Source organism: Massilia horti (genome assembly GCF_004614195.1).
In the GTDB taxonomy this organism is placed as follows: domain Bacteria; phylum Pseudomonadota; class Gammaproteobacteria; order Burkholderiales; family Burkholderiaceae_D; genus Telluria; species Telluria horti.
The window spans coordinates 22243-47907 of record NZ_SPUM01000109.1 but is presented as its reverse complement, the minus strand read 5'-3'; the positions used below and the strand labels follow the sequence as shown (position 1 = coordinate 47907).

The following is a 25665-nucleotide window of genomic DNA, read 5'->3' as shown; positions in this document are numbered from 1 at the left end:
CTGTGTTGGCGCTTAGCGGGCATCGTTGAGATCGGGGCCGATAACATACCAGATGCGCAATCCGATGTCGGAGGACCTGAGATTTGCAAACCCGCCCCCTGTGACCTTCGTTAAGGTTTCAATGTTTAGAGGCTTAATGCCGGCGCTTAGCATCCATTCGTTTGCTTCCACCAGTGCCCGGTCGATTCCCTCAGGACGTCCGTATTCAGCGGACGAAAAGTCTCTGAATGCAATCATATTCACGCGTTTGATGTAGTTGGGGCGAGTTCGCGACGGCTCAGTGTATGAGGGTTGTTGCCTTCATAGCAAGCAAAGTTTTGTTAACCGTGTTGAAGTCGGCGCGTGTGGAACCGGGCCGCTCCCGGAGCGACTCGAGAGGGACCAGAAAGCAAAAAGCCCACGAACCGAAATTCGTGGGCTTCCTGATTTATTCTGGTAGGCCGTGCTGGGCTCGAACCAGCGACCAACGGATTAAAAGTCCGCTGCTCTACCAACTGAGCTAACGACCCGAAAGAGGCTCGCATTATAGCGGCCAATTTTTGTTTGCGCTAGGGGAAGATGAGTGTTCCTGAACTCTGGAAGCGTGGCGGCGGTGCGGCTCGTCGCGTATGCGGTGGCGTGCTGACTTGCGGATGCTGTGCCACTGCGCCGCGTTCGCGAACCGCGTGCGCACAGGTGCACACACCCTACGATTTGTTCCGCTTCGCCGCGGTCGCGAACCGTTACGACTTGGTCAGCGCAGCCGTTACCTTCAGAACTTCGTCTGCCGTGGTAAGGCCTTCGGCCACCTTCAGCGCGCCGGCGATGCGCAGCGGCTTCATGCCGTCGTCCACGCTTTGCCTGCGCAGCGCCTGCATGTCGGTTTCGTCGGCGATCAATTTTGCGAAATCGTCGGTCACGGTCAGCAGTTCGTACAAGCCGGTGCGCCCGCGGTAGCCGGTCATCCGGCATTCCGGACAGCCAACCGGGCGATAGACCTGCGAAGGCTTGGCGATATTCCATGCGCCGCCAATGCCTTGCCAGATTTCGTCGGACAGTTCCCCGTCAGGCGATTTGCAATGTGGGCAGAGCGTGCGCACCAGGCGCTGCGCCATCACGCCGATCAGCGTCGACGACAGCAGGTAGTAGGGCACGCCCAGTTCGAGCAGGCGCATCACGCTCGATGGCGCGTCGTTGGTGTGCAGCGTCGACAGCACAAGGTGCCCGGTGAGCGCTGCCTGGATCGCCATTTCGGCCGTGGCGAGGTCGCGGATTTCGCCGACCATGATGATGTCCGGGTCCTGCCGCATCAGCGCCTTCACGCCGTCCGCGAACGAGAGGTCGATCCCGGGCTGTACCTGCATCTGGTTGAACGAGGGCTCGACCATCTCGATCGGGTCTTCGACCGTGCAGACGTTCACCTGGCTGGTCGCGAGCGCCTTGAGCGTGGTGTACAGCGTGGTCGTCTTGCCCGAGCCGGTCGGGCCGGTCACGAGGATAATGCCATGCGGGCGGCTGGTGAGCTGGTCCCAGCGCCGCGCGTCATCAATCGGAAAGCCCAGCTCCGGCAGCGTCTTGACCACCACCTCGGGGTCGAAGATTCGCATCACCAGTTTTTCGCCGAAGGCGGTCGGCAGCGTTGACAGGCGCAGCTCGACTTCCTGGCCGCTGTTGGTGCGGGTCTTGATGCGTCCATCCTGAGGGCGGCGTTTTTCGATCACGTCCATCCGGCCCAGGAGCTTGATACGCGCGGTCATTGCGATCATTACCACTGCCGGCACCTGGTACACCTGGTGCAGCACGCCGTCGATGCGAAAGCGGATCACCGCAAACTCGCGCTTTGGTTCGAGGTGGATGTCGGAGGCGCGCTGCTCGAATGCGTAACTCCACAGCCAGTCGACGATGTTGACGATGTGCTGGTCGTTGGCGTCCAGCTGGCGGTCCGACTTGCCCAGTTCGACCAGCTGTTCGAAGTTGTTGCGCAGGCCAAGGTCCTGGTTGCCCGCCCGGTTCGCGTCGCGGATCGATTTGGCCAGGCTGAAGAACTGGGCGATGTACTGTGCGATGTCGAGCGGGTTGGCCATCACCAGCTCGACCTTGCGGCGCGAGACCTTGGCGATTTCGTCGACCCACTCGCGCGCGAACGGGTCGGCGGTGGCTACCACTAGTGCGGCCGGCGTGAGCTCGACCGGCAGAATGTTAAAGCGCGCCGCGTAGCTGGCCGACATGACGTCGGCGACCTTGGTGAAGTCGATTCTCAAAGGATCGATGCGGATGAAGGGCAGGCCGACCTTTGCCGCGCACCATTCGGTGAGCACGTCGAGCGTCAGCAGGCGGTGCGGCGGCAGGTTCGACACCAGCTTGCACTGGGCGACCGCGCTCAACGGGTGCATCGAGCCGACCGCGTTCTTGAGGATGCCTTGCGCCTGCGCGAAGTTGGCTTTGACGCTGGCCTTTTCGACGATGCCGTCGGCCAGCAGCCATGAGAAGATGACTTGCAGGTCGAGCCTGGCCAGACGCTGGGAGCGGCGTTCGACGGTAGCGGGCAGTGATGCATTCGTGTTCAAAGTAGCCTCCGAAGTAGCCTGCGAATTGGCCCCGATACCCGCGCCTGGTTCAGCGCGCCGCTTCGATGCCCGCTTCGATGCCCTTTACCCAGGACTTGGCGGGCAGCTTGGTGGTGGCGACGATCTGCGCCGCCCGTTCCTTCAACCGCGCCGGGTCCAGGTCCGGCTGGCTGTTGAAGCACAGCGCGACCACGTTCCCGTCGTGGACTTCGGGCAGGCAAATCACGTGCTCGAACGCGTGCCGCATCGCCTTGATGTTCCTGGCGAAGCTCGGGTGGTCGCCGAACAGGTTGACGGTCATGATCCCATGCTCGGTCAGGCACGCACTGCAGGCGCGGTAGAACTCGGGCGTATCGAGCACCGGCCCGCGCGCGGTCGCGTCGTACAAGTCGGTCTGCAGCACGTCGTACGCGGCGTGGTTGGCCGGGTCGAGGACGAAGTCCATCGCATCCATCTCCACCACATGCAGGCGCTCATCATCAGGCGGGAGCTTGAACATCTGCTGGCAGATCGCGATCACCGACGGATTGAGTTCGACCGCGGTGACGCTCGCTTCCTGAAACTGCCGGTAGCAGAATTTGGTGAGGGTGGCGGCGCCTAGCCCCAGCTGGACGATCGCTTGCGGGGCGTCGATGAACAGCATCCAGGCCATCATCTGCTGCGCATATTCGAGCTCGGGCCAGTCCGGTTTGCGGATGCGCATCGCGCCCTGGACCCATTCGGTGCCGAAGTGCAGATAACGTACGCCGTCCTGTTCGGACAGGGTCACGGGCGCGAACTTGGGTTTGCGCGCGGGGCGGCGCGAGGATTCGGCTTGTTCGATGGATTTGCGTTTGATGAGCATAGGACGGCCTGTTGAATCGCCCTATTATCGGGGGAGGGCTTCCCGTAGCGCAAGCGGCATGGGAAGGCGGCGCGGGGAAGGGGAGGTTCCCCGGCGCCGGTGAAACGGGGAGGCCGTGCCTTAGTAGCTGACCGGCTGGAACGAGACCTGCAGGCGCAGGCGATCGCCCGGGTCACGGCTCATGACCTCCGTGTAGGAGCGGCCACGGTATTCGTAAGTGACTTCGTAGCCGGCGTTGCGGTTTTCGATCGACTCGACGGTGCGGCACTGTCGTACGGCCTGTTCCTGCACGCCCGGCGCAGTGTTGCGGCCGTCGTTTTCCATGCGATCGCCCACCACGGCACCGGCGATGGCGCCAGCGGCTGCCGCCGCCACCTTGCCGTTACCACCGCCGACCTGGCTGCCCAGCAGGGCACCGGCGATGCCGCCGATGACCGAGCCGCCGGCGCCGCGCTGCTGCTGGACCGGCACCTGGACATAGTCGGTGCGGCATTCCTGGCGCGGCACGCGTACCTGTTCGACGCGCGGCTGCACGCGCACCACGCGAGCGTAGTCTTCGAAATCGCCAGCCTGGGCAAATGGCAGGGCGGCGAGGCCAAGGGCAGACATCAATAGTTTGGCTTGCAGTTTCATTTTTTAACCTCTGGTTGGCGGGTGGTGCTTGCTGGGTTTGATTTACTGTCACGCTTGTATCTTAATCCGAGTCGGAAAACCGAAACAATCTTCGTGGCAACAAATTGTAACAGCCGGGTACACACCGTTATCGCCCATCTCAGAGGGAAAAGCGGGGCCGCGATGGGGCAAAACGCCCGCGACCAGCCGTAATTTTTTTACAAAACCCGGACAGCAGCTAACATTCGGGTTGATTCAGTTACCACAAAACGTTACCCTTACAAAATTCTGATTATTGGTGCGTGGAAACGACAGCGGGGGAACAGCAAACCTGCCGAGGTTCGCGAAGGTGGGCGCCGAGGCGAGTAATTAACAACACGTACACCAGGTCGACATGAGGAAAAAATGAGTTTGTTGATGACAGTGCCGCCCAATGTTGTACAGTCCATCCGCGCGTTTCGGGTTGCCGAACTGCAGGAAGAGGCTGGGAGGCTGGGACATCATTTCCTGTACGCGCACTGTGCCAACACGCTGACCAAGCAGCAGGTATGTGCTCGCATCGGCGAGAACTTCTATTTCCCCAAGCAGTGCAGCAAGAATTTCGACGCGCTGCGCGTGTGCCTGACCGATACCATCGCCAAGGCCGGTGCCCAGACCGGCTTCATCGTCGTTTTGGAACAGTTACCGAACGCGCAAAAATTCGATCGTGAAGCGCGCGAGACGCTGCTTGACGTGTTTCGCGATGCGGCCGATTTCTGGGGCGAGAAGAAAGTTCCCTTCCGCGTTTTCTACTCGTTCGAGTAATTTGTCCAGTTTGCGCGCTTGATTTTGGCGCCGTCCCCGGCGCATTCGCCGCGGCTCGTCCGTACCGTGGCGCAACGGTGTTTCCTACCGGCCCGACCTTGGCTCAGGGTACAATGCGCGGTATGAAAAACATTGTGATCCTCATTTCTGGCCGTGGCAGCAACATGGAAGCGATCGTCCGTGCGCTCGAAGCCGAAAAGTGGCCAGCACGTATCGCGGCGGTGATCAGTAACAAGGCTGATGCCAAGGGCCTGTTGTTCGCGCAGGAGCATGGCATCCCGACCGCCGTGGTCCCGAGCAAGCAATTCGCCAGCCGCGACGAGTTCGATGCCGCGCTGCGGGAGGTGATCGACAGTTTTGCTCCGAATCTGGTCGTGCTGGCCGGATTCATGCGCATCCTGACTGCGCCGTTCGTCGAACATTATGCGGGCCGCATACTGAACATTCATCCGTCGCTGTTGCCGCTGTTCCCGGGCCTGGCGACGCACCAGCAGGCGCTGGACGCCGGCGTCGTCGAACACGGCGCGTCCGTGCATTTCGTGACGGCGCAACTGGATCATGGCCCGATCGTGGTACAGGCCACGGTGCCGGTGCTGCCGGGCGACACCGCGGAGATGCTGTCGGAGCGCGTGCTGGTCGAGGAACACAAGATTTATCCGCTTGCCGTGCGTCTGTTTGTGGAAGACAGGCTCAGCATCAAGGACGACGAAGTCGTGATCGTCCACGCGGTGTGACAACAAATATATAACCCAAGGAATTTCATGAGATTGCCACCAGCAATCCTCGGCAATACGGAAGAGGTATTGCGCGAGGTCTTGCGCTTTGCCGCGCCGGCCGACGTTACCCTGTCGCGCTACTTCAAGGACCATCCCCGTCTTGGCGGCCGCGAGCGCGGCGCCATTGCGGAAGCGGTGTATGCCGTGCTGCGCAACAAATCGTTCTTCACCGACTTTGCCGGCGGCGCCAAGGGGTCGACGATGCGCCGCCTGACCCTGCTGGGCATGGCCGAAGCGATCGGCTTTGATTCGCTCGGCGGCCTGACGGAAGAGGAAAATGCCTTCCTTGCCCGCATCAAGGAAATCGACCGCAACCTGCTGTCGCCGAAGATGCGCGCCAACCTGCCCGACTGGCTGTTCGAGAAATTCGTGGCCCAGTTCGGCGAGGAAGAAACGATGCAGCTGGCGGCCGTGCTGAACACGCCGGCCCCGCTCGACCTGCGCGTCAATTCGCTCAAGGCCAGCCGCGAGGATGTGGTCAAGCAACTGGCCGAGGCGCCGATCGCCGCCGAACCGACGCCGTATTCGGCGCTCGGCCTGCGCGTGCGGAAAAAGCCCGCGCTGCAGAACATGCCGCTGTTTAAAGAGGGCGCGATCGAAGTGCAGGACGAGGGCAGCCAGGTGCTGTCCCAGCTCCTGGGCGCGCGCCGCGGCGAGATGGTGGTGGACTTTTGCGCTGGCGCCGGCGGCAAGACGCTGGCGCTGGGCGCGATTATGCGCAATACCGGCCGCCTGTATGCGTTCGACGTGTCGGAAAAGCGCCTGACCAAGCTCAAGCCGCGGCTGGCCAGGAGCGGCCTGTCGAATGTGCATCCGGTCGTGATCGCGCACGAGCGCGATGTCAAGATCAAGCGGCTGGCCGGCAAGATCGACCGCGTGCTGGTCGATGCGCCGTGCTCGGGCCTGGGCACGCTGCGCCGCAATCCCGACGTGAAATGGCGCCAGCAGCCGCAGGCGGTGGTCGAGATGCAGGAAAAGCAGGCGTCGATCCTCGACGGCGCGGCGCGCCTGCTGCGTTCGGGCGGGCGCCTGGTGTACGCGACCTGCAGCCTGCTGAACGAAGAGAACGATGTGGTGGTCGAGCAGTTCCTTGAGACGCATCCCGACTTCCAGCTGGTGCCGATGAGCCAGGTATTGGCCGAACAGAAGATCCCGCTCGAGATGGACAAATACCTCAAGCTGCTGCCGCACAAGCATGAGACCGACGGCTTCTTTGCCGCTGTCCTCGAGCGCAAGCCGATGAAACCGGCTGCGGAGCAAGAAGAAGAGTGAACAAGGTGGGCTCGATGCCGCTGGCGGACATGCTACAGGACCTGCTCGGCGACCTGTCCGACCCGAGCATCCTGTGGCAGGCGGCGGTGATTATCGCGTCCGCCGGGCTGGGCTGGCTGCTGGCGCGTTCCATCCGCAGCGCCTGGTTGCATGGACGCGACGATCATAACGGCATGCTGCGCATCGGCGTGGAAAGCTTCGCGCGTGTGCTGGCGCCGCTGCTGGCGCTTGGTCTGCTCACGCTGGGCAAATACTTCCTTGCCAGAAACCACCTGCACGTGAACGTGCTGCGCGTCGCGATTCCGCTGGCGTCGTCGCTGGCGATGATCCGGCTCGCGTTCTACCTGCTGCGGCGCGTGTTTGCGCGCCATGGCCAGCTTGGCGCGGCCCTGCAAACCTTCGAGAAACTGTTTGCGCTGGTGGTCTGGCTCGGCCTGGCGCTGTACCTGACCGGCGCCTGGCCCGATATCCTGCGTTTCCTGGAGCACACCTCCGTACCGCTGGGCCGCCACCGGGTGCAATTGTCGGACGCGCTGCAGGCCGTGGTGTCGGTGGTGCTGATGCTGATGCTGGCGCTGTGGGCCGGCGCGGCGCTGGAAGAGCGGCTGATGGGCGTGCCCGGCATCCATACCTCGCTGCGGGTGGTGCTGGCGCGCACCAGCCGCGCCGTGCTGGTGCTGGTCGCCGTCCTGCTCAGCCTGTCGATGGTGGGCCTGGACCTGACCGTGCTGTCGGTGTTCGGCGGCGCCCTCGGCGTTGGCCTGGGACTGGGCATGCAGCGCATCGCCAGCAATTACGTGTCGGGATTCGTGATCCTGCTCGAACGAAGTTTGTCAATTGGAGACATGATTTCGGTCGATAAGTACTCCGGCAAGGTCACACACATCAACACGCGCTACACTGTGTTGCAGGGGCTCGATGGGGTGGAGACGGTGTTGCCGAACGAGATGCTGATTTCGGGGCCGGTGCAGAACCAGTCGCTGACCAATCGCAGGGTGCGCGGTTCGACACGGGTTATCGTCGCCTACGGCAGCGACCTGGCGGTGGTGATGCCGCTGTTGCAGCAGCAGGCGGCATCGATCCCGCGGGTGCTGGCGGAACCGGGGCCGGGCGTGGGGCTGGCCCGCTTCGCGCCGGAAGGCTACGAGCTCGATGTGGGGTTCTGGATCGGCGACCCGGAAAACGGCACGGGGGGCGTGGTATCCGAGCTCAACAAGAAGATTTATGCGCTGGTGCAGTCGGGCGAGATCAAGCTTGGCATTCCAACCTTTGATACGCGTCTGCTTGATGCACATATTGCAGCAGTTGTAGCACGAAATGCGCAAAACAGCGGGAATTCCTGACCAAATTGGTGTCGCTGGGAAGTAGTTACACGTAAAATGTCGGTTTCGACCGTCTCGCAGAAAAGGCGGCGTGTGCACGCAAGCAATCCACTTTGGAGTAGTAATGAATTTGTCTAGTAACACCCTGTACGCTGTGCTCGATTTCCTGAACACCGGCGTCGCCAACCTCTCCGGCTGGCAACTAGTGGTGTACACGCTCGTGGTTACGCATATCACGATCGCCAGCGTGACCATTTTCCTGCACCGTCACCAGGCGCACCGCGCGCTCGACCTGCATCCGGCCCCGAGCCACTTTTTCCGTTTTTGGCTGTGGCTGACGACCGGCCAGGTGACCAAGGAGTGGGCGGCCATCCACCGCAAGCATCACGCCAAGTGCGAGACGGAAGAGGATCCGCACAGCCCGGTCACGCGCGGCATCGGCAAAGTGCTGCTGGAAGGCGCCGAGCTGTACCGCACTGAAAGCAAGAACCAGGAAACCCTGGACAAGTACGGCCACGGCACGCCGGACGACTGGCTCGAACGCCACGTATACACCCCGTACAGCGCGGCTGGCGTTTCAGCGCTGCTCGTGATCAACGTGATCCTGTTCGGCGTCATTGGCCTGACCATCTGGGCGATCCAGATGATCTGGATTCCGTTCTGGGCGGCAGGCGTCGTCAACGGCCTGGGCCACTTCTGGGGCTACCGCAACTACGATTGCAATGACGCGGCGACCAACCTGGTTCCGTGGGGGATCTTGATCGGCGGCGAAGAACTGCACAACAACCACCACACGTTCGCGACGTCCGCCAAGCTGTCGAACAAATGGTACGAGTTCGACATCGGCTGGTGCTACATCCGCATGTTGGAAATGGCGGGCCTGGCCAAGGTGAAGAAGGTCGCGCCCAAGCCCAAGCTGGCCAAGGACAAGCTGGTGGCGGACTTCGACACGCTGCAGGCGGTGATCGCCAACCGTTACGACGTGATGGCCAAGTACGCGCAATCGGTCAAGAGCGCGTTCCGCGAGGAACTCGAGCACCTGAAGCACAAGGCCGAGCTGGAAACGCGCTTTTTGAAGAGCTCGCGCAAGCTGATGCAGCGCGAGCCGGCCAAGCTGGAATCGTCGCAACAGCAACAGCTGGTTGAGCTGTTCCAGCACAGCAAAGTGCTCGAGACCATGCATCATATGCGCGTGGAACTGGGCGCGATCTGGGAGCGTTCGCACTCGACCCGCGACCAGCTGCTGCAACAGCTGCAAGACTGGTGCGCGCGCGCTGAAGCGTCCGGGATCAAGTCGCTGCAGGACTTTTCGATGCGCCTGCGCAGCTACGCGTAAGCGCAGCACTGGCAAACAAAAACGGCTCCCGCGTGAAATTCACGCGGGAGCCGTTTTTTATGGCTATGTCACCGGTAAGTATGGGCTCACGCGCGCCGTAGGGTGCGCACCTGTGCGCACGCGGTACGTGTGTGTACCGGAGCCAACGGCGTTCAACTGTACCGCGTGCGCACTGGTGCGCACCCTACGCCTTAGGTAAGCACGGTTCCACACTTAATGGGGACATAGCTTTTTTTATTGGCCACCTAATGGCAGGCCGCGGACTTCGGCCAGCCGCAGGCGACTAGCGTGCCGACTCCCGGATTGCTCAGGTAATTCAGGTGCGCCGCAAACGGGTCTTGCAGCAGCCCAAACCAAGTGCTGGCGTTGGAAGTGAGGATATCGGCAATCGTCACATCGTCCGCCTTGTAACGCGAAGGCAGCAGGCGGTACGACAGCACGTCATTGGGATCGGTGAACGCCACCACCGCCAGCTTCGAGAACGATGTTTCGGCGCGCGGGCCGGCTTGCTGCCGGCGCAGGGCGAGGAAGCGCTGCAGCGAATCCTGTGCCTGCGCCTGCATTGCCACAGGGCCCTGCTCGGCCAGGCCCAGCATCGGCAATTGATTGCCCGTCATGAAGATCAGGGCCATGCGGCGCGTGGCGTTCTGGCCGAGCTGGTGCAGGCGTGGCGGCGCGTCCGGCTGCAGCATCACTGACAGCGCGTCGAACAGAAGCTTCGTGCCCAGGCTTTCCGCGACGACGATGAGCGGCCCGTCAGCGCCTTCGGTTTGCGACTTTTCAAGCACCTGCGCGACCGTATCCACCATTGCCTGCTTGATCGCGGGATGGCTCGCGCCCGCGTAGACCACGGCGTCGGCCAGGCAGTCGTTCATCAGCTGGTCCTTGAGCAAGCCGTTAAAGCGGGCGCGCGTGGGCTTGCACTCGTCGGCCGTGGTGCAGTCGGTCGGGCTTTTGGTCATGTCGAACTCGAGCTGGTGCTTGAGATCGGCAGTCAGCGGCGACCAGATCAGGGCATGGAAGTGGGCGGTGCCACCGCCGATCGGCCTGGTGCGCTCGACCACCTGGACGCGATTGGTTGCCGCGCCCGATACCGACCGCGCAGCGGCGCCCGCGTTTGCGTCGACGGCGCCAGTGATAGTGTTGATCGCGCTATCGGCCCAATCCGCGGTATGGGTGCACATGCCGTGGACAAGCAGGATGTCGACCGGGCGCTTGCCGTTCTCGGCGATGATGCCGGCAATGCCCGGGAACGGCGCACTGTCGCGCACGACGACAGGCGGGTTGTAGGGAGTGGTGCAGGCGGCGAGCGGGCCGAGCAGGGCGATGAGGGCAAGTCTCATGAACCGCATATGCGTTCCTCCCGAAGGATGCCGTTCGTTACGGCAACCTTTCCAATATACGCAATTTCCTGACGGCAGGAATGGCGAATCGGCAGGGCTTGATTCTCGTCAACGGGCAAAACAAAAGAGCCGCGCACTTGCGTGGGCGGCTCTTTGGATACCGAAAAAAACCAGATTACTTGATCTTGGTTTCTTTGTAAGGCACGTGCTTGCGAGCTTTCGGGTCGAACTTGATGATTTCCATCTTGTTCGGCATGGTGCGCTTGTTCTTGGTGGTGGTGTAGAAGTGACCCGTGCCTGCAGTCGATTCCAGCTTGATTTTGTCGCGGCCAGTTTTTGCCATGATTGCAGCTCCCTAATTAAACTTTTTCGCCGCGGGCGCGCAGGTCGGCCAGCACAGCGTCGATGCCGATCTTGTCGATGACGCGCAGACCAGCGGTGGACACACGCAGGGAGACCCAGCGATTTTCCGATTCAACGAAGATGCGACGGTTCTGCAGGTTCGGCAGGAAACGACGCTTGGTTTTGTTGTTGGCGTGGGAGACGTTGTTACCAACCATCGGTCCCTTCCCAGTAACTTGGCAGACACGTGCCATAGTGCACTCCTTAATAATGTTCCAAAATCGGAAACCGCGAGTATAGCGCGAAAACCATCAGGGAATCAACAACTTGCGGAAAAAAATTGTGTCGTGATAAGCGACACTTGATTTAACAATTGTAAAATCGGGCCGGGGGCGGGTTTCCGGGCCTTAAAGTTGGCCGTTTTCCGTGAAGGAACGGATGTATGACGCGGCCACAACGAAGTGGAGCACGCGCCTATCGACCGAGTAGGGCTTGTACCCGGAGCATCGGTCAAGCGCAGGTTAGCATCACTTGACTCGCATGACCCCGGCAGTTACGCCGCAGCGCCGACTTGACCACTTCAGGCGGGCGGGGAATAAATCGATAGCAGTTTGAAAACTAGAAAACGTTGTACTGTGGCAACGTCGGGGTGGATTGCCGCTCAATGGCGCAGTAGCAGAGCGAGCGCCGAGTTCGCCCCCCGCTTCTCCATTCAACCTTGTGGACATTGTTAAGCTGCGTTGTTATTCTTGAGCTAGCCTCACCGTCTTTGCATTCGCTACCATTCGCTCCTTTTAAACTGGACTAAATGCATAAAACAGGCGTGTTCATGTCGGCCTTGGTATCGGGAATAATCAGCTTAATTTCCTATTTGCTGATTTGTTCTGCTTTGCGGCCGGGATTGTTGTCCGGGCCTCTCGACAAATACGAGCAATATTTCTCTATCGGTCTAGCCCTAATAATTTTCGCTGTCGTTTTCTATAGGGTGAGGAAAGGATTTTGGAGCCAAGAGCAGGTTGATCAGCTTATGGATCTTGACTCTGACGGCTAAGAGCATTTAACAAAACCCCGGCGCTTGCCATCACAGCACCCAAACGGTGCTCGAAGTAAGACCAATTACTTCATAATCGACTCAAGGGACGATACGCCCTATGGTGATCCAGCTAAAATAGCTGTTGGTCCTCTTACGGCTCAGGAATTCCAGCGAAAATCAATCGAAATGAAACTCCCCAAATTTTCGAAAGTGCTGGGATCTTTACAATGATCCATGTACAGTCCGCTGGACAATGACACGTAAGTTGACGGTTGGTTCAGGGTTGGAAATCCATGGCAGTGACGGTAGTGCTATCGCTGGCGTTTCGCGCTGGTCAACCTAAAACAATATGCAACCAAGGGAGGAGTCCATGGCTGAGAAGAAATCTAAAAATTGGTGGTGGCCAACCATCACTGATCAAGCAAGCGCGATTGAAGCATCAAAGGCTGGTTACTGGGCTGCGGTGATCGTTGCTGTCGTCACCGCAGCATTCGCAACTTTTGCATTAATGCTTCAAAAGGAAATCGTAGCAGTTGGCCCTTTGGCGTATATTGACGCCGTTCTGTTTGCAGTCATAGCGTGGCGCATAAAGAAGTATTCGAAGTTTTTCGCTGTGGCCGGCGTCGTACTTTTTGTTATTGAGAAGGCTCTTCTGGCCCCAGCACAAGGCGTAGCAGGGTTGCCGCTGGCCATAGTTGTGTTGCTGATGTTCGTAAACGGTGCCAGAGGTGTGTTTGCATATCACCGCTACGCTATCGGTGAAACGCATGCTGAAAATGTATAACTTTGCGCTCAGACCGACGCCTTACATAATCGTTTCAACCGGTCTGGCTAACTGCTGATGCGACGAGGCCCGCACGTCCCGAGACTCGTCATTCTTATGTAGAGAACCTTAAAGCTGGCCGTTTTCTGCGAAGGAGTGTACGTGTGACCCCGCTACAACAAAGTGGTCGAGCACGCGCACGTCAATTAGGGCAAGGGCCTGCACCAGCGCATTGGTCAAGCGCAGGTCAGCATCGCTTGGCTCGCATACCCCAGATGGATGGTTGTGCGCGAGCATGACCCCGGCCGCGTTGCGCCGTAGTGCCGCCTTGACCACTTCGCGTGGGTAGACGCTGGTGTGGGTGAGGGTGCCGGTAAACATTTCCTGTGTGTCGATCAGGCGGTTCTTCACGTCCAGGAACAGCACGACGAAGGATTCGTGTGGCTGGCAGCCGAACTTGCTGCGCAGGTAGGTTTTCACCGCATCCGGCGAGCACAGCGATTCTCGCGCGAACTGCTCGTTAAAGGCGCGGCGCGCCAGCTCCAGCACGGCTTGCAACTGGGCGTACTTGGCCAGGCCCAGCCCGTTCACAGCCGAGAACTCGTCCAGACTGGAATGGAACAGGCGCTGCAGCGACCCGCCGAAATGTTCGAGCATCTCCTGCGCCAGTTCGACCGCGTTCTTGCCGCGTACGCCCACGCGCAGGAAGATTGCCAGCAGTTCAGGATTCGATAGTGCCTGTGCCCCTTCGCGCACCAGGCGCTCGCGCGGGCGATCTTGTTCGGGCCACTGATTGATTGCCATTGCTTTCCTCGCATCCGCTTGCCTGATCCGGCATTATCGGCTTGCGATGGCGGGCGGTACTGATCTGGCTCCTGCCGGACACTGCGGCGCAAGCGCTGCTAGTGGCTTACAATAACGGTTTGTCTGTCACAACATCGAGTCATGTCCAACGCATCTCCTGCCATCGTCACCGAATCGGCCTACCTGACCCTGCATTATCGGCTTGCCGCTGCCGATGGCACGGATATTGTCACTACCTTCGGCGGCACTCCTGCTACGCTCATGCTGGGGCAGGGCCAGCTGGCGCCGTTTCTCGAAGCCAAACTCATGGGGCTGCCAGAAGGCGCGCATGAGACCTTCGAGATTTCCGCAGCAGAAGGCTTCGGCGAGCGCAATCCCGAACTGATCCAGACCGTCTCCAAGGCCACGCTCGACGCGAACTCGGAACCCGACGCCGATTACCAGGTGGGCGACCTGGTCACCTTTAACGCTCCCGGCGGCGGCCGATTTGCAGGTGTGCTGCGCGAAATGCGTGCGGATTCGGCCGTGTTCGACTTCAACCACCCGCTGGCCGGCCAGGCCATGACGTTCGAAGTGAAACTGATTTCGGTTCTCTAACCAGGAAACGTATGCAAAACGAAATTCTGTTAGCCCAGCCGCGCGGATTTTGCGCGGGCGTCGACCGCGCCATCGAGATCGTCGAACGTGCCCTGAAGCAATTTGGCGCGCCGATCTATGTGCGCCACGAGATCGTGCACAACGCCTATGTTGTGGAAGACCTGCGTAACAAGGGCGCGATCTTCATCGAGGAACTCGACGACGTCCCAGCCGGCAATACGCTGGTGTTTTCGGCGCACGGCGTGTCGCAGGCGGTGCGGCGCGAAGCCGAATCGCGCGGGCTGACGATTTTCGATGCGACCTGTCCGCTGGTGACCAAGGTGCACGTCGAGGTGTCGAAGATGCGCAAGCAGGGTTGCGAGATCATCATGATCGGCCACGCCGGCCACCCGGAAGTGGAAGGCACGATGGGCCAGGCCGAAGAAGGCATGCACCTGGTCGAGACTGTGGCGGACGTGGAAAAGCTGCAGGTTGCCAACCCTGACCTAGTGGCCTATGTGTCGCAGACCACGCTGTCGGTGGACGACACGGCGGACATCATTGCCGCGCTCAAGCGCCGCTTCCCGACCATTATCGAGCCGAAGAAGGGCGACATCTGCTACGCGACCACCAACCGCCAGGAAGCCGTGAAGTTCATGGCGCCGCAGGTGGAAGTGGTGATTGTCGTTGGCAGCCCGAACAGTTCGAACTCGAACCGGCTGCGCGAAGTGGCTGAAAAGAAGGGCACGCCGGCCTACATGGTCGACAATGCCGGGAAGATCGATCCGCAATGGATCGTTGGTAAGAAGCGGATCGGGGTGACGGCGGGTGCGTCGGCGCCGGAAGTGCTGGTGCAGGCGGTGATCGACCACCTGAAGGCACTGGGCGCGGCAAGCGTGCGTCCGCTCGAGGGTGTGGAAGAGAACGTGACGTTCCCGTTGCCGAAGGGACTCGATGGCGGCAAGGTGGCCGCGGCCTGATCGGATCACCGTAGGGGGCGCGGGGCCGCCGAGGACCCGTGCGCACGCGGTACGTGTGCACGCACGCGCCAACGGCATACGAGGGTACCGCGTGCGCACAGGTGCGCACCCTACGGCATTACCGCATACGAACGGGCCCCGCCCACCCTTCGGTAGCCGTGTGACTAGAAAGAAAAACAATATTCGGCCATCATGTGATTTTCCGATATTACTTTTCCAAAAACCTCGCTATGATGGCGACGCTCGGAATTTTTGTCGTGGGAACTGCCGCCATGCGCAGCGGGGCGCGGCCGCAGTGAAGAACAGGTTTGGTGAAACGTCTGGCCAAGAGCGGCACTTCGGGAATTCTCGGGGTGCCGTTTTTGTTAGAGATTGAGAGAGGCAAGCATTCGATGGAGACTTTCGTCCAACAGATCCTCAACGGGCTGGTGCTGGGCAGTATGTACGCACTGGTCGCCCTCGGCTACACGATGGTGTACGGGGTGCTGAATCTGATTAATTTCGCCCATGGCGATGTGCTGATGATCGGCGCCATGGTCGGCCTGTCGATCCTCAAGCTGCTCGGCGTGTACGTGCCCGGCTTGCCCGGCTATGTCCAACTGGCGATCGCGATCATTGGCGCGATTCCGGTTGCGATGGCGCTTTCCATGCTAATCGAGCGCGTCGCCTACCGGCGCCTGCGCAACGCGCCGCGCCTGGCGCCCTTGATCACCGCGATTGGCGTGTCGATCCTGCTGCAGACGCTCGCGATGCAGATCTGGGGCCGCAGCCCGCTGCCATTCCCGCAGCTTCTGTCGTCTGATCCGATCATGATTGCCGGCGCCATGATCTCGCCAACCCAGGTGCTGCTGCTGGTGCTGGCGGCCGTCGCTATGTTCTGCCTGGTGATGCTGGTCGAGCGCACCCGAATGGGCCGCGCGATGCGCGCGGTGGCCGAAAACCCGCGGGTGGCGGGCCTGATGGGCGTCGATTCGAACCGCGTGATCGTGGCCACCTTCGCGATTGGCGCCGCACTGGCCGCCGTGGCCGGCGTGATGTGGGGCGCGAACTATGCGTCGATCCAGTTCGCGATGGGCACGCTGCCGGGCATGAAGGCGTTCTGCGCTGCGGTCCTGGGCGGCATTGGCAACATCTACGGCGCGATGATCGGCGGGATCGTGCTGGGCATCCTCGAAAGCCTGGGCGCCGGCTACATCGGCGACCTGACCGGCGGCTTCCTGGGCAGTAATTACCAGGACATCTTCGCCTTTATCGTGCTGATCCTCGTGCTGACCGTGCGCCCGTCCGGCATCATGGGCGAACGCGTGGCCGACCGCGCTTAAAAACCGGGGAGATCGAACATGGCTTTCCTGTCCTTCGACGTCCGGCACAAGCCGCGCCAGGCATATATCTCGATGGGGCTGCTGCTTGCGGTACTGCTGGTGTTCCCGTTCGTCGCCTCGCAGTTCGGTAACTCGTGGGTGCGCATCATCGACATGGCGCTCCTGTACATCATGCTGGCGCTGGGCCTGAACATCGTGGTCGGCTTCGCCGGCCTGCTCGACCTGGGTTACATCGCGTTCTTTGCGGTGGGGGCCTATCTCACTGGCCTGTTCGCGTCGCCGCAGTTCGCGTCGCTGCTCGAATCGGTAGTGAACTATTGGCCCGCGTTCGGGGAAGCGTTGGTCAAGCTGTTTGGCGAAGAGATCCGCACCGACGGCATTCACCTGTCGGTGTGGTTCATCGTGCCGCTGGCGGCGCTGGCCGCGGCGTTCTTCGGCGCGCTCCTGGGTGCGCCTACGCTCAAGCTGCGTGGCGACTATCTGGCGATTGTCACGCTCGGCTTCGGTGAGATCATCCGCATCTTCATGAACAACCTGAACGACCCGATTAACTTCACCAACGGGCCGCAGGGGATCAACATGATCGATCCGATCCGCATCTTCGGCGTCTCGCTCGCCGGCGAGCCGGGATCGCGCGCCACGGTCTACGTTGGCGGCTTCGGCATGCCGTCGGTGAACGCATACTACTTCCTGTTCCTTTTCCTGTGCATCGCGGTGGTGTTCATCACCAGCCGCCTGCAGCATTCGCGCCTGGGCCGCGCGTGGGTCGCGATCCGCGAGGACGAGATCGCGGCCAAGGCAATGGGCATCAACACCCGCAACGTCAAGCTGCTCGCGTTCGCGATGGGCGCCTCGTTCGGCGGCGTCGCCGGCGCCATGTTCGCCGCGTTCCAGGGCTTCGTGTCGCCGGAGTCGTTTTCGCTGACCGAATCGATCGCGGTGCTGGCGATGGTGGTCCTGGGCGGCATTGGCCATATCCCGGGCGTGATCGTCGGTGGTGTGCTGCTGGCGGCGCTGCCGGAAGTGCTGCGCCACGTGGTGGAACCCGCGCAGCACGCGATGTTCGGCAAGGTCCTGATCGAGGCCGAGGTGCTGCGCCAGCTGCTGTACGGCCTGGCGATGGTGACGATCATGCTGTACCGCCCGGCCGGCCTGTGGCCGTCGCCGAACAGGGAGGACCGGCCGGTCGCCGCGACCGAAAGGGAAGAGGTAGAGGACAAGGCGGAGACGACGCCGGCTTGAGGCCGAGGGCAAGACTATGAGCGAAATCCTTCTGAACATCTCCGGCGTGAACAAGCGTTTCGGCGGCCTGCAGGCGCTGACCGACGTCGGCATCCAGATCAAGAAAGGCCAGATCTACGGCCTGATCGGCCCGAACGGAGCCGGCAAGACCACCTTCTTCAACGTGATCACCGGCCTGTACCAGCCCGACAGCGGCACTTTCGAACTGGCCGGCAAACCATATTCGCCGTCCGCGCCGCACCAGGTGGCCAAGGCCGGGATCGCGCGCACCTTCCAGAACATCCGCTTGTTCGGCGAGATGACCGCGCTCGAAAACGTGATGGTCGGGCGCCACGTGCGCACCCGGCAGGGCGTGTTCGGCGCGATCTTCCGCCACAAGGCCGCGGTTCAGGAGGAAGCGGAGATCCGCTTGCGCGCCCAGGAGCTGCTCGATTTCGTGGGCATTGGGCAGTTCGCCAACCGCACCGCCAAATACCTGTCGTATGGCGACCAGCGGCGTCTGGAGATCGCGCGCGCGCTCGCGACCGAGCCCAAGCTGCTGGCGTTGGACGAGCCTGCGGCTGGCATGAACGCGACCGAAAAGCTGGCGCTGCGCGAGCTGCTCGTCAAAATCAAGGCCCAGGGCACGACCGTGCTGCTGATCGAGCACGACGTGAAGCTGATGATGGGCCTGTGCGACCGCATTACGGTGCTCGAGTACGGCAAGCGGATCGCGGAAGGGCTGCCGTCCGAGATCCAGAAGGACAAGGCCGTGATCGAGGCGTACCTGGGAGGTGCTCACCAATGAGCGAGAACATTCTGAAAATCTCGGGCCTGAAGGTTGCGTATGGCGGCATCAAGGCGGTCAAGGGCGTCGACCTCGAAGTGAACAAGGGCGAGCTGGTGACGCTGATCGGCGCCAACGGCGCGGGCAAGACCACGACGCTCAAGGCCATCACCGGCACGCTCCCGTCGTGCAAGGTGGAAGGGACGATCTCATACCTGGGCCAGCCGCTCAAGGGCGCGCGCTCGTTTAAGCTGGTCGAGCAGAAGCTGGCGATGGTGCCGGAAGGGCGCGGCGTGTTCACGCGCATGACGATTCACGAGAACCTGCTGATGGGTGCCTACACCAGGCGCGACCAGGCAGGGATCGATGCCGACATCGACAAGTGGTACACGGTGTTCCCGCGGCTGAAGGAGCGCGACGGTCAACTGGCCGGGACGCTGTCGGGCGGCGAACAGCAGATGCTGGCGATGGCGCGCGCGCTGATGTGCCACCCGACGCTGCTGCTGCTGGACGAGCCGTCGATGGGCCTGGCCCCGATCATGGTGGAGAAGATTTTTGAGGTGATCCGCGATGTGTCGAAGCAGGGGATCACGATCCTGCTGGTCGAGCAGAACGCCAGGCTGGCGCTGCAGGCTGCGAATCGCGGGTACGTGATGGATTCGGGCGCGATCACGATGAGCGGCAAGGCCGAGGATATGCTGCACGATCCGCGGGTGCAGGCGGCGTATCTCGGGGAATAAGCACGGTTTGCCGGAGGGGGCGCGCGCTAACGCAGATCAGCCGTACCGCGTGCGCACAGGTGCGCACCCTACGGAGATAGGCGCCGCTTGCCGGAGGCGTAGGGTGCGCACCTGTGCGCACGCGGTCATCGCTCGCATCCCGCCAGCGTTTGCTACCGAATGAAAACGGGGCCAGAACCCCATCGGTTCTGGCCCCGTTCTTATTGGGCGCGTGAGGCTTAGGCAGCCGCGGTGGCCGGAGCAGGCTTGCGTGCGGTCTGGGCGAACTGGGCAACAGCTGCGTTCAGGTTGCTTTCCACAGCTTCGACCGCTTGCTTGGTGGTCTTGCTGAACTGCTCGTAACCGGCGTTGGCGTTGCTGATCGCGGTCTTGATGGCGGCAACGATGGTCTCCGAGCCGGCCGGCGCGTTCTTGCTCACTTCGTCAACCAGCGAGATCACCTTGCGGTTGGCTTCGACGATCTGGTGTTCGGCGGCCTTGGAGAACTCGGCGCCGGTGCCGGCGGCGATCGATGCCAGCTGGCGGCCGTACGACAGGGCCTTTTCAGCGGTCGGCTGGGCCTGCGCGGCGGACAGCGAGAAGAACTCGTGCGCATCCTTGGCCGACAGCAATTGGCGGGCGTTGTTCGAGGCGTCTTCCAGCGTGGCCTTGGCGGCGCTGATGTTCAGGTCCACCAGCTTTTCCAGACCTTCAAAAGTCTTGGAGGTCAGCGACGACAGCGTCGCAAATTGCGATTCGAGGTTGGCTTTGGTGGCGTTCGAGAACTGCTCGGGAATTGCAAACATGTGGCTCTCCAATTAGGTCGTTTCGTGGACGAATGTTGCCAAGGGGGCGGCGAAGCAGGGCGTTCAGTTTCAAGGCGGCGCATGGAATTGTGCGTCGCAACAGGATCAATTCTTACTGAGTTTGATAAGGGAGTCAAGCATTTTTGGTGCGACGCACCATAACGACCACAGGTGTTGTGCTATTGCAGCGAAAATAAGGATTTCCTGCCAATTTTGTGGCGATAACGGCAATGTTCCAGCTACGGAGTGTTGCGGCACTTCCTCCGTTTGCGATTCTTCTTGAACAGTTCAATTTGCCGCTGTCCAAGGTACAGTAGAGGCTTGGCTCTGTCCGGTGCTCGCACCGGCGCCGTACTGGTCATGAAGAAATAGGAGAAGTAATGATTTCAAGCCCGCAACAGGAAGCCGTGGACGCGGCCATCACCTCGCGCCGCTCGGTGCGCGCATTCACGGACAAGCCGGTCGAGCGCGCGGACATTGAAAAGATCCTGGAGGTGGCGGCGCGGGCGCCGTCGGGCACCAATATCCAGCCGTGGAAGGCGTATGTGCTGACCGGCGCGGCAAAGGACAGGCTGTCGCAGGCGATCCTGGCGGCGTACCGCGACCCGGAGCGTAACCGCGAGCACACCGAGGAATACGCGTACTACCCGCGCCAGTGGACATCGCCGTTCATCGAGCGGCGGCGCAAGCTGGGCTGGGACCTGTATGGCCTCTTGGGCATCACGCGCGAGAACAAGGCCGGCATGGCGGCCCAGCACGGGCGCAATTTCGTGTTCTTCGACGCGCCGGTCGGCTTCATCTTCACCATCGACCGTATCCTCGAGCAAGGCTCCTGGCTCGACTACGGCATGTTCCTGCAGAACGTGATGGTGGCGGCGCGCGGCAGGGGGCTCGATACGTGTCCGCAGGCGGCATTTACGCAATATCACCGGATTATTTCGGAGCATCTGGGCATTCCGGCAAACGAAACTGTAGTGTGCGGCATGGCGCTTGGCTGGGCCGACCCCGGCAAGATCGAAAACTCGCTGGTGACCGAGCGCGAGCCGGTGTCCGGTTTCGTGCGTTTTGTCGAGTAATGCGTATACTATTGATATCGAACGGTTTTTTTCACGCAGGCACTTGTTGCGCCTAGGTAAAAAACTTCGATTCGAGATTGAATTCGCTTGAGTTTGGGTCCTGTTCGGCTAAACTTTAAGCCGTAACTCATCAGTCTGCGTCAAAGGGTTTTCCAGATGTATAAGCTTGCGGTGGCCGCCATTTTCACCTTGTTGTTTGTCTACGAGCCTGCCTTCGCCACCGGTGCGTCGACCGGGGAAAGCGCGGGCGCGGGGCGGCCGGCACGGCACACGGTCAAGAAGGCGCGAGTCAAGCGCAAGGATCTGGCTCAGGCCATTGCCGACGAGAACCGCGAACGCATGGTGCGCCGCATTGAGATGGTGCACGGCAAGCGCAAGGTGGTCTACCATCGCGTCCGCCGCGCCGCGCCTGAGGTGTTTTCGCGCAGCGCCGGCGACCTGGCCGGCCTGGGCCTGACGCAGGATCCGCTCGCGCTCAAATCGAACGTCGCCTTCGTGCTCGACCAGGGCAGCTCGGAGGTGCTGTTCGAAAAGAACGCGAATGTCGCGCTGCCGATCGCCTCGATCACCAAGCTGATGACCGGGCTGGTGGTGGTGCAGGCCAACCAGGACATGGACGAGGTGCTGACCATTACCGATGCCGACGTCGACCGGCTCAAGTTCACCGGTTCACGCCTGCGCGTGGGCGCGCGCATGACGCGGCGCGACCTGCTGCACATTGCGTTGATGAGCTCGGAAAACCGGGCCGCTGCCGCGCTCGGCCGCAACTATCCGGGCGGCATTACGGCGTTTGTCCAGGCGATGAACGACAAGGCGCGCGAACTGGGCATGGATGACACGCGCTACGTCGATTCGAGCGGGCTGTCGAGCGAAAACGTCTCCAGCGCGCGCGACCTGGCCAAGCTGGTGGCGGTCGCGCACCAGGAAGCGCTGTTGCGCGAGTTCACGACCGATCCGAACTCCGTGGTCGCGGCCAGCGGCAAGCCGATGCGTTTTAATAACACGAACTACCTGGTCGCCCAGCCGGACTGGAACATCGGGTTGCAGAAAACCGGTTTTATCAATGAAGCCGGGCGCTGCCTGGTGATGCAGGCCATGATCCACGGGCGCAACGTGATCATGGTGTTCCTCGATTCCAAGGGAAAGATGTCGCGTACCGCTGATGCCGGGCGCATGCGGCGCTGGCTGGAGGCGCTCAATCCGGCCAACCTGGTGGAGCCGGCGGCCGATGCCGCCACCGCGGCAGTGTCGGCGGTGACCGGTTCCTCGGCGGCACATGCGGCCGAGCCGGTGCCGGCGGTGGCAACCGAGGCCCCCGCCGCGCATTGATTCTTCAGGCAGCGGAAGCCGGGCTGAACCCCAGCGTCGCGGAAATCTGCGCCGCTGTCGTCACCAGGTCTTCCAGCCAATCCTCCTGCAGCCGGTCGGCCGGGGCCGAGATCGACAGGCCGGCCACCAGCTTGCCCGTGTCGTCATGGATGCCCGCCGCCATGCAGCGCACGCCCAGTTCCAGTTCCTCGTTGTCGCGCGCATAGCCGCGTGCGCGCACCAGCGACAGCTCGCGCTCCAGGCGCGCCAGGTCGGTGATCGAATTGCGGTTGTGTCCCGCAAGTCCAGTACGCGTGGCGTACGCGCGGATCGCCTTTGGTTCGTCCACCGACAGGAACAGCTTGCCGGTCGAAGTCAGGTGCAGCGGACCGCGCCCGCCGATCGCGCGCACCACCTGCATGCCGGAGCGCTCGGAAAATGCGCGGTCGATGTAGACGATCTCATCGCCTTGCCGTACCGACAGGTTGACCGTCTGCTGCGTCTTCTTGTGCAGGGCGCGCATGAAGCCCAGCGCCGCTTCGCGCACCGACAACCGGCTCTTGACCACGTTGCCCAGTTCGAGCAGGCGCATGCCCAGCCGGTAGGTGCCTGGTTCGACCCGGTCGACGAAGCGGGTCACGACCATGTCGTTGAGAATCCTGTGTGCGGTGGAGGGGTGCAATCCGGACACCTTCGACAGTTCCTTCAGGGTTACCGGATCGGGATAAGTTGCCAGCGCATCGAGCAGGGCGACCATCCGCTCAATCACCTGAATCGATGTTTTTGCTGGCTCGGCGTTTTCGATTTTCATGATGTGGTTGGTGCAGTGCGGTAAAACAGCATCTTTATATCACATGGTGAAAAAAAATGGCAAACGCATAGAGATAGGCGCAAATAGCGTTTCTGGCTGTTGAGGCGGGAGGGCATAATGTCAGTTCTGCAAGCACACAGGGAAACGCAGATGGAACCCATGACAAGCGAATTCAAAGGCAAGCGCGGCTGGCGGCGCATCGTGACCGCAACGGCAAACACGACGGACGGTCTGGTTTCGGCATGGCGCAACGAGTCGGCATTTCGCCAGGAAACTGTGGCGCTGCTGGTTGGCAGCGTCGTCGCCTTCCTTCTCAAGATATCCGCCTTTGAGCGGTTCGTCCTGATCGGGGTGCTGGTGCTGGTGCTGATTGTCGAACTGATCAATTCCGCGCTGGAGGCGGTGGTCGACCGCATCTCGCTCGAGCGCCACCCCCTGTCGAAGAACGCGAAGGACTTTGGCAGCGCGGCGGTGGCGCTCGCCATTGGCCTGGCCACCGCCGCCTGGGTGGTCGTGCTGTACAACAGGTTTTTGTGATGCCCCGGCCGCGGCCGGGCCCTTTGATGTTCTAACTTTCTGGAGATGACGATGACATTACGTCTGGGCGATACCGCTCCCGACTTCGAACAGGATTCGACGATCGGCAGGATCAAGTTCCACGATTGGGCAGGGGACTCGTGGGTCGTGCTGTTCTCGCACCCGGCCGACTTTACGCCGGTATGCACCACGGAACTGGGCCTGACCGCCAAGCTCAAGCCGGAATTCGACAAGCGCAACGTCAAGGCGATCGCGCTGTCGGTCGACCCGGTCGACGCGCACAAAAGCTGGATCAAGGACATCGAGGAAACCCAGGCGACCGTGGTCGGCTTTCCGATCATCGCCGACGCGGACAAGACCGTGTCGGAACTGTACGACATGATCCACCCGAACCAGTCGGCCACCGCCACGGTGCGCTCGCTGTTTGTGATCGACCCCGCCAGGAAGGTGCGCCTGACGATCACCTATCCGATGAGCACCGGGCGCAACTTCGACGAAGTGTTGCGCGTGATCGACGCGCTGCAGTTGACCGACGGCTACACCGTGGCCACGCCGGGCAACTGGAAGGATGGCGACGACGTGATCATCCCGCTGACGGTGCAGGATCCGGACGTGCTCAAGCAAAAGTACCCGAAAGGCTACAGCGCGCCGCGCCCGTACCTGCGACTGACGCCGCAGCCGAATAAGTGAGCCGGATGGCTTGAACAGAAAACGCGCCGGCAGGCGCGTTTTTTCTATCGAGGTGTCGTAGTGTCGTAGGGTGCGCACCTGTGCGCACGCGGTACGTGTGCAAACCGTTGCCAACGGCATTCAACCGTACAGCGTGCGCACAGGTGCGCACCCTACGCGATTCAAAAACAGCCTCGGCATAAGCAAATAAGGAAGCTGTCGTTTGCGCGCCAAGCCGCGCGCTTTACCCTTGCGTTCAACATAGGGGTAAAGCATGTCTGTTACGTACATCATCTCGGGTTTCGCGGTGGGTCTCTTGGTCGGCATGACGGGCGTGGGTGGCGGCTCGCTGATGACGCCGCTTCTCACCTTGCTGTTCGGCGTCTCGCCGTCCGTCGCCGTGGGCACCGACCTGGCCTTTGCTTCGCTGACCAAGGCGGCCGGCACGATCACGCACCGGGTCAACGGCACCGTCCAGTGGCAGATCGTGCGCCGCTTGTGCCTGGGCGCGCTGCCCGCCGCCATCATCGCGGCGCTGGCGCTGCGCCACTTTGGCGCGCTCGATGACCGTATCGGGCAGGTGATCCGTTATTCGATCGCGGTGTCGGTGCTGCTCACGGTGTTCGCTCTGATGTTCCGCCGCCGGATGATCGCGTGGATCCAGGCCAGTCCCCGCCGCCAGCTCGAAGGCACGACGCTCGCGCTGGCGACCATCGTGGCCGGCGCCGTGCTGGGCACGCTGGTCACGGTGTCGTCGATCGGCGCCGGGGCGATCGGGGCCACGCTGCTGGTGCTGCTCTATCCGCGCCTGACCCCGGCGCAGGTGGCGGGCACCGACATCGCCTATGCCGTGCCGCTGACGGCGATCGCGGCGGTCGCGCACTGGTGGCTGGGTTCGATCGATTGGGCGCTGCTGCTGACCCTGCTGGTCGGTTCCGTGCCCGGGATTACCCTCGGTGCGTGGGCCGCGCGCGCCGTGCCCGAGCGCTTCCTGCGCGGCCTGCTGGCCACTGCGCTGACCGGCATCGCGGTCAAGCTCATCTACTGAGTCCTTTG

Annotated in this window: 27 protein-coding genes and 1 tRNA gene; 17 read left to right on the top strand and 11 right to left on the bottom strand. The window is 61.7% G+C overall.

All coding sequences use genetic code 11. The features are described 5' to 3' along the window. Window positions 1-12: 12 nt before the first annotated feature. The 5 genes from E4O92_RS16450 to E4O92_RS16430 form a co-directional block, all read right to left on the bottom strand. A complete protein-coding gene (locus E4O92_RS16450) occupies window positions 13-237 on the bottom strand; it encodes a hypothetical protein (protein WP_135190823.1) in 225 nt (74 codons plus the stop codon). Between the two features lie 196 nt (window positions 238-433). Further along, window positions 434-509 (bottom strand) — tRNA-Lys (locus E4O92_RS16445). Window positions 510-722: 213 nt separating this feature from the next. Beyond that, window positions 723-2546 (bottom strand): type IV pilus assembly ATPase TfpB, encoded by a 1824-nt coding sequence (tfpB, locus tag E4O92_RS16440; RefSeq protein WP_370660015.1) that lies wholly within the window; start codon window positions 2544-2546, stop codon window positions 723-725. 49 nt (window positions 2547-2595) lie between these two features. Beyond that, window positions 2596-3390: a fused MFS/spermidine synthase gene (locus E4O92_RS16435; RefSeq protein WP_135190822.1), complete on the bottom strand. Its 795-nt coding sequence runs from the start codon at window positions 3388-3390 to the stop codon at window positions 2596-2598. A 120-nt stretch (window positions 3391-3510) separates the two neighbouring features. Next, complete coding sequence (locus E4O92_RS16430; RefSeq protein ID WP_135190821.1) at window positions 3511-4023, bottom strand: glycine zipper 2TM domain-containing protein; 513 nt, start codon at window positions 4021-4023, stop codon at window positions 3511-3513. Window positions 4024-4407: 384 nt separating this feature from the next. Between E4O92_RS16430 and E4O92_RS16425 the strand changes: the two genes are divergently transcribed. From E4O92_RS16425 to E4O92_RS16405, 5 genes are all read left to right on the top strand, one after another. Beyond that, on the top strand, window positions 4408-4806 hold the full coding sequence (locus E4O92_RS16425) for a barstar family protein (protein ID WP_135190820.1): 399 nt from the start codon (window positions 4408-4410) through the stop codon (window positions 4804-4806). Between the two features lie 122 nt (window positions 4807-4928). Continuing rightward, entirely contained in the window at window positions 4929-5540 is a 612-nt protein-coding gene (gene purN / locus E4O92_RS16420) for a phosphoribosylglycinamide formyltransferase (protein ID WP_135190819.1), read from the top strand. Between the two features lie 27 nt (window positions 5541-5567). Then, window positions 5568-6854, top strand: coding sequence for an RsmB/NOP family class I SAM-dependent RNA methyltransferase (locus E4O92_RS16415; RefSeq protein ID WP_135190818.1), 1287 nt, complete (start codon window positions 5568-5570; stop codon window positions 6852-6854). Beyond that, on the top strand, window positions 6851-8197 hold the full coding sequence (locus E4O92_RS16410) for a mechanosensitive ion channel family protein (RefSeq protein ID WP_229483430.1): 1347 nt from the start codon (window positions 6851-6853) through the stop codon (window positions 8195-8197). The genes E4O92_RS16415 and E4O92_RS16410 overlap by 4 nt, the downstream gene beginning before the upstream one ends. A 103-nt stretch (window positions 8198-8300) precedes the next feature. Beyond that, a complete protein-coding gene (locus tag E4O92_RS16405) occupies window positions 8301-9512 on the top strand; it encodes a DesA family fatty acid desaturase (RefSeq protein WP_135190817.1) in 1212 nt (403 codons plus the stop codon). 245 nt (window positions 9513-9757) lie between these two features. Here the strand turns inward: E4O92_RS16405 and E4O92_RS16400 are convergent, their stop codons facing one another. The 3 genes from E4O92_RS16400 to rpmB all read right to left on the bottom strand — a co-directional run bounded on the left by E4O92_RS16400 (window position 9758) and on the right by rpmB (window position 11451). Then, window positions 9758-10855: a hypothetical protein gene (locus tag E4O92_RS16400; protein WP_135190816.1), complete on the bottom strand. Its 1098-nt coding sequence runs from the start codon at window positions 10853-10855 to the stop codon at window positions 9758-9760. Window positions 10856-11030: 175 nt separating this feature from the next. After that, on the bottom strand, window positions 11031-11201 hold the full coding sequence (rpmG, locus tag E4O92_RS16395) for a 50S ribosomal protein L33 (RefSeq protein ID WP_206076894.1): 171 nt from the start codon (window positions 11199-11201) through the stop codon (window positions 11031-11033). 13 nt (window positions 11202-11214) lie between these two features. Continuing rightward, entirely contained in the window at window positions 11215-11451 is a 237-nt protein-coding gene (gene rpmB, locus E4O92_RS16390; protein WP_135190814.1) for a 50S ribosomal protein L28, read from the bottom strand. Between the two features lie 1149 nt (window positions 11452-12600). Between rpmB and E4O92_RS16385 the strand changes: the two genes are divergently transcribed. Further along, window positions 12601-13014, top strand: a complete 414-nt coding sequence (locus E4O92_RS16385; RefSeq protein WP_135190813.1) for a hypothetical protein — start codon at window positions 12601-12603, stop codon at window positions 13012-13014. A 108-nt stretch (window positions 13015-13122) separates the two neighbouring features. On the opposite strand, the gene radC is transcribed toward E4O92_RS16385, so the two are convergent. Further along, on the bottom strand, window positions 13123-13797 hold the full coding sequence (gene radC / locus E4O92_RS16380) for a RadC family protein (protein ID WP_135190812.1): 675 nt from the start codon (window positions 13795-13797) through the stop codon (window positions 13123-13125). A 141-nt stretch (window positions 13798-13938) separates the two neighbouring features. Between radC and E4O92_RS16375 the strand changes: the two genes are divergently transcribed. The 6 genes from E4O92_RS16375 to E4O92_RS16350 all read left to right on the top strand — a co-directional run bounded on the left by E4O92_RS16375 (window position 13939) and on the right by E4O92_RS16350 (window position 19423). Continuing rightward, window positions 13939-14394 (top strand): FKBP-type peptidyl-prolyl cis-trans isomerase, encoded by a 456-nt coding sequence (locus tag E4O92_RS16375; protein ID WP_135190811.1) that lies wholly within the window; start codon window positions 13939-13941, stop codon window positions 14392-14394. Window positions 14395-14405: 11 nt separating this feature from the next. Beyond that, a complete protein-coding gene (ispH, locus tag E4O92_RS16370) occupies window positions 14406-15353 on the top strand; it encodes a 4-hydroxy-3-methylbut-2-enyl diphosphate reductase (RefSeq protein ID WP_135190810.1) in 948 nt (315 codons plus the stop codon). A 392-nt stretch (window positions 15354-15745) separates the two neighbouring features. Then, entirely contained in the window at window positions 15746-16675 is a 930-nt protein-coding gene (locus E4O92_RS16365; protein WP_135190809.1) for a branched-chain amino acid ABC transporter permease, read from the top strand. 18 nt (window positions 16676-16693) lie between these two features. After that, a complete protein-coding gene (locus tag E4O92_RS16360; protein ID WP_135190808.1) occupies window positions 16694-17917 on the top strand; it encodes an ABC transporter permease subunit in 1224 nt (407 codons plus the stop codon). A gap of 16 nt (window positions 17918-17933) precedes the next feature. After that, entirely contained in the window at window positions 17934-18704 is a 771-nt protein-coding gene (locus E4O92_RS16355; RefSeq protein WP_135190807.1) for an ABC transporter ATP-binding protein, read from the top strand. After that, on the top strand, window positions 18701-19423 hold the full coding sequence (locus tag E4O92_RS16350; protein ID WP_135190806.1) for an ABC transporter ATP-binding protein: 723 nt from the start codon (window positions 18701-18703) through the stop codon (window positions 19421-19423). The genes E4O92_RS16355 and E4O92_RS16350 overlap by 4 nt, the downstream gene beginning before the upstream one ends. A gap of 218 nt (window positions 19424-19641) precedes the next feature. On the opposite strand, the gene phaP is transcribed toward E4O92_RS16350, so the two are convergent. Continuing rightward, window positions 19642-20208: a TIGR01841 family phasin gene (gene phaP, locus E4O92_RS16345; protein WP_135190805.1), complete on the bottom strand. Its 567-nt coding sequence runs from the start codon at window positions 20206-20208 to the stop codon at window positions 19642-19644. Between the two features lie 380 nt (window positions 20209-20588). Here phaP and E4O92_RS16340 point away from each other — a divergent pair, with 380 nt between their 5' ends. Then, entirely contained in the window at window positions 20589-21284 is a 696-nt protein-coding gene (locus E4O92_RS16340; protein WP_135190804.1) for a nitroreductase, read from the top strand. A gap of 156 nt (window positions 21285-21440) precedes the next feature. After that, the gene (pbpG, locus tag E4O92_RS16335) at window positions 21441-22613 is read left to right on the top strand and encodes a D-alanyl-D-alanine endopeptidase (protein ID WP_135190803.1); all 1173 of its coding nucleotides are present in this window, start codon (window positions 21441-21443) and stop codon (window positions 22611-22613) included. Window positions 22614-22617: 4 nt separating this feature from the next. On the opposite strand, the gene E4O92_RS16330 is transcribed toward pbpG, so the two are convergent. Beyond that, the gene (locus tag E4O92_RS16330; RefSeq protein WP_135190802.1) at window positions 22618-23403 is read right to left on the bottom strand and encodes an IclR family transcriptional regulator; all 786 of its coding nucleotides are present in this window, start codon (window positions 23401-23403) and stop codon (window positions 22618-22620) included. 150 nt (window positions 23404-23553) lie between these two features. Here E4O92_RS16330 and E4O92_RS16325 point away from each other — a divergent pair, with 150 nt between their 5' ends. The 3 genes from E4O92_RS16325 to E4O92_RS16315 all read left to right on the top strand — a co-directional run bounded on the left by E4O92_RS16325 (window position 23554) and on the right by E4O92_RS16315 (window position 25657). Then, complete coding sequence (locus E4O92_RS16325; RefSeq protein ID WP_135190801.1) at window positions 23554-23940, top strand: diacylglycerol kinase; 387 nt, start codon at window positions 23554-23556, stop codon at window positions 23938-23940. A 51-nt stretch (window positions 23941-23991) separates the two neighbouring features. Then, window positions 23992-24630, top strand: a complete 639-nt coding sequence (locus E4O92_RS16320; protein WP_135190800.1) for a peroxiredoxin — start codon at window positions 23992-23994, stop codon at window positions 24628-24630. A gap of 253 nt (window positions 24631-24883) precedes the next feature. Continuing rightward, a complete protein-coding gene (locus tag E4O92_RS16315; protein ID WP_135190799.1) occupies window positions 24884-25657 on the top strand; it encodes a sulfite exporter TauE/SafE family protein in 774 nt (257 codons plus the stop codon). The last annotated feature ends 8 nt before the right edge of the window (window positions 25658-25665 follow it).

Excerpts from the sequence above, each read along its gene's own strand:
- E4O92_RS16450 (WP_135190823.1), bottom strand. The coding sequence starts at position 237 with ATGATTGCATTCAGAGACTTTTCGTCCGCTGAATACGGACGTCCTGAG.
- E4O92_RS16435 (WP_135190822.1), bottom strand. The coding sequence starts at position 3,390 with ATGCTCATCAAACGCAAATCCATCGAACAAGCCGAATCCTCGCGCCGC.
- E4O92_RS16430 (WP_135190821.1), bottom strand. The coding sequence starts at position 4,023 with ATGAAACTGCAAGCCAAACTATTGATGTCTGCCCTTGGCCTCGCCGCC.
- E4O92_RS16425 (WP_135190820.1), top strand. The coding sequence starts at position 4,408 with ATGAGTTTGTTGATGACAGTGCCGCCCAATGTTGTACAGTCCATCCGC.
- purN (WP_135190819.1), top strand. The coding sequence starts at position 4,929 with ATGAAAAACATTGTGATCCTCATTTCTGGCCGTGGCAGCAACATGGAA.
- E4O92_RS16415 (WP_135190818.1), top strand. The coding sequence starts at position 5,568 with ATGAGATTGCCACCAGCAATCCTCGGCAATACGGAAGAGGTATTGCGC.
- E4O92_RS16405 (WP_135190817.1), top strand. The coding sequence starts at position 8,301 with ATGAATTTGTCTAGTAACACCCTGTACGCTGTGCTCGATTTCCTGAAC.
- E4O92_RS16400 (WP_135190816.1), bottom strand. The coding sequence starts at position 10,855 with ATGAGACTTGCCCTCATCGCCCTGCTCGGCCCGCTCGCCGCCTGCACC.
- rpmB (WP_135190814.1), bottom strand. The coding sequence starts at position 11,451 with ATGGCACGTGTCTGCCAAGTTACTGGGAAGGGACCGATGGTTGGTAAC.
- E4O92_RS16385 (WP_135190813.1), top strand. The coding sequence starts at position 12,601 with ATGGCTGAGAAGAAATCTAAAAATTGGTGGTGGCCAACCATCACTGAT.
- radC (WP_135190812.1), bottom strand. The coding sequence starts at position 13,797 with ATGGCAATCAATCAGTGGCCCGAACAAGATCGCCCGCGCGAGCGCCTG.
- E4O92_RS16375 (WP_135190811.1), top strand. The coding sequence starts at position 13,939 with ATGTCCAACGCATCTCCTGCCATCGTCACCGAATCGGCCTACCTGACC.
- ispH (WP_135190810.1), top strand. The coding sequence starts at position 14,406 with ATGCAAAACGAAATTCTGTTAGCCCAGCCGCGCGGATTTTGCGCGGGC.
- E4O92_RS16365 (WP_135190809.1), top strand. The coding sequence starts at position 15,746 with ATGGAGACTTTCGTCCAACAGATCCTCAACGGGCTGGTGCTGGGCAGT.
- E4O92_RS16360 (WP_135190808.1), top strand. The coding sequence starts at position 16,694 with ATGGCTTTCCTGTCCTTCGACGTCCGGCACAAGCCGCGCCAGGCATAT.
- E4O92_RS16355 (WP_135190807.1), top strand. The coding sequence starts at position 17,934 with ATGAGCGAAATCCTTCTGAACATCTCCGGCGTGAACAAGCGTTTCGGC.
- E4O92_RS16350 (WP_135190806.1), top strand. The coding sequence starts at position 18,701 with ATGAGCGAGAACATTCTGAAAATCTCGGGCCTGAAGGTTGCGTATGGC.
- phaP (WP_135190805.1), bottom strand. The coding sequence starts at position 20,208 with ATGTTTGCAATTCCCGAGCAGTTCTCGAACGCCACCAAAGCCAACCTC.
- E4O92_RS16340 (WP_135190804.1), top strand. The coding sequence starts at position 20,589 with ATGATTTCAAGCCCGCAACAGGAAGCCGTGGACGCGGCCATCACCTCG.
- pbpG (WP_135190803.1), top strand. The coding sequence starts at position 21,441 with ATGTATAAGCTTGCGGTGGCCGCCATTTTCACCTTGTTGTTTGTCTAC.
- E4O92_RS16330 (WP_135190802.1), bottom strand. The coding sequence starts at position 23,403 with ATGAAAATCGAAAACGCCGAGCCAGCAAAAACATCGATTCAGGTGATT.
- E4O92_RS16325 (WP_135190801.1), top strand. The coding sequence starts at position 23,554 with ATGGAACCCATGACAAGCGAATTCAAAGGCAAGCGCGGCTGGCGGCGC.
- E4O92_RS16320 (WP_135190800.1), top strand. The coding sequence starts at position 23,992 with ATGACATTACGTCTGGGCGATACCGCTCCCGACTTCGAACAGGATTCG.
- E4O92_RS16315 (WP_135190799.1), top strand. The coding sequence starts at position 24,884 with ATGTCTGTTACGTACATCATCTCGGGTTTCGCGGTGGGTCTCTTGGTC.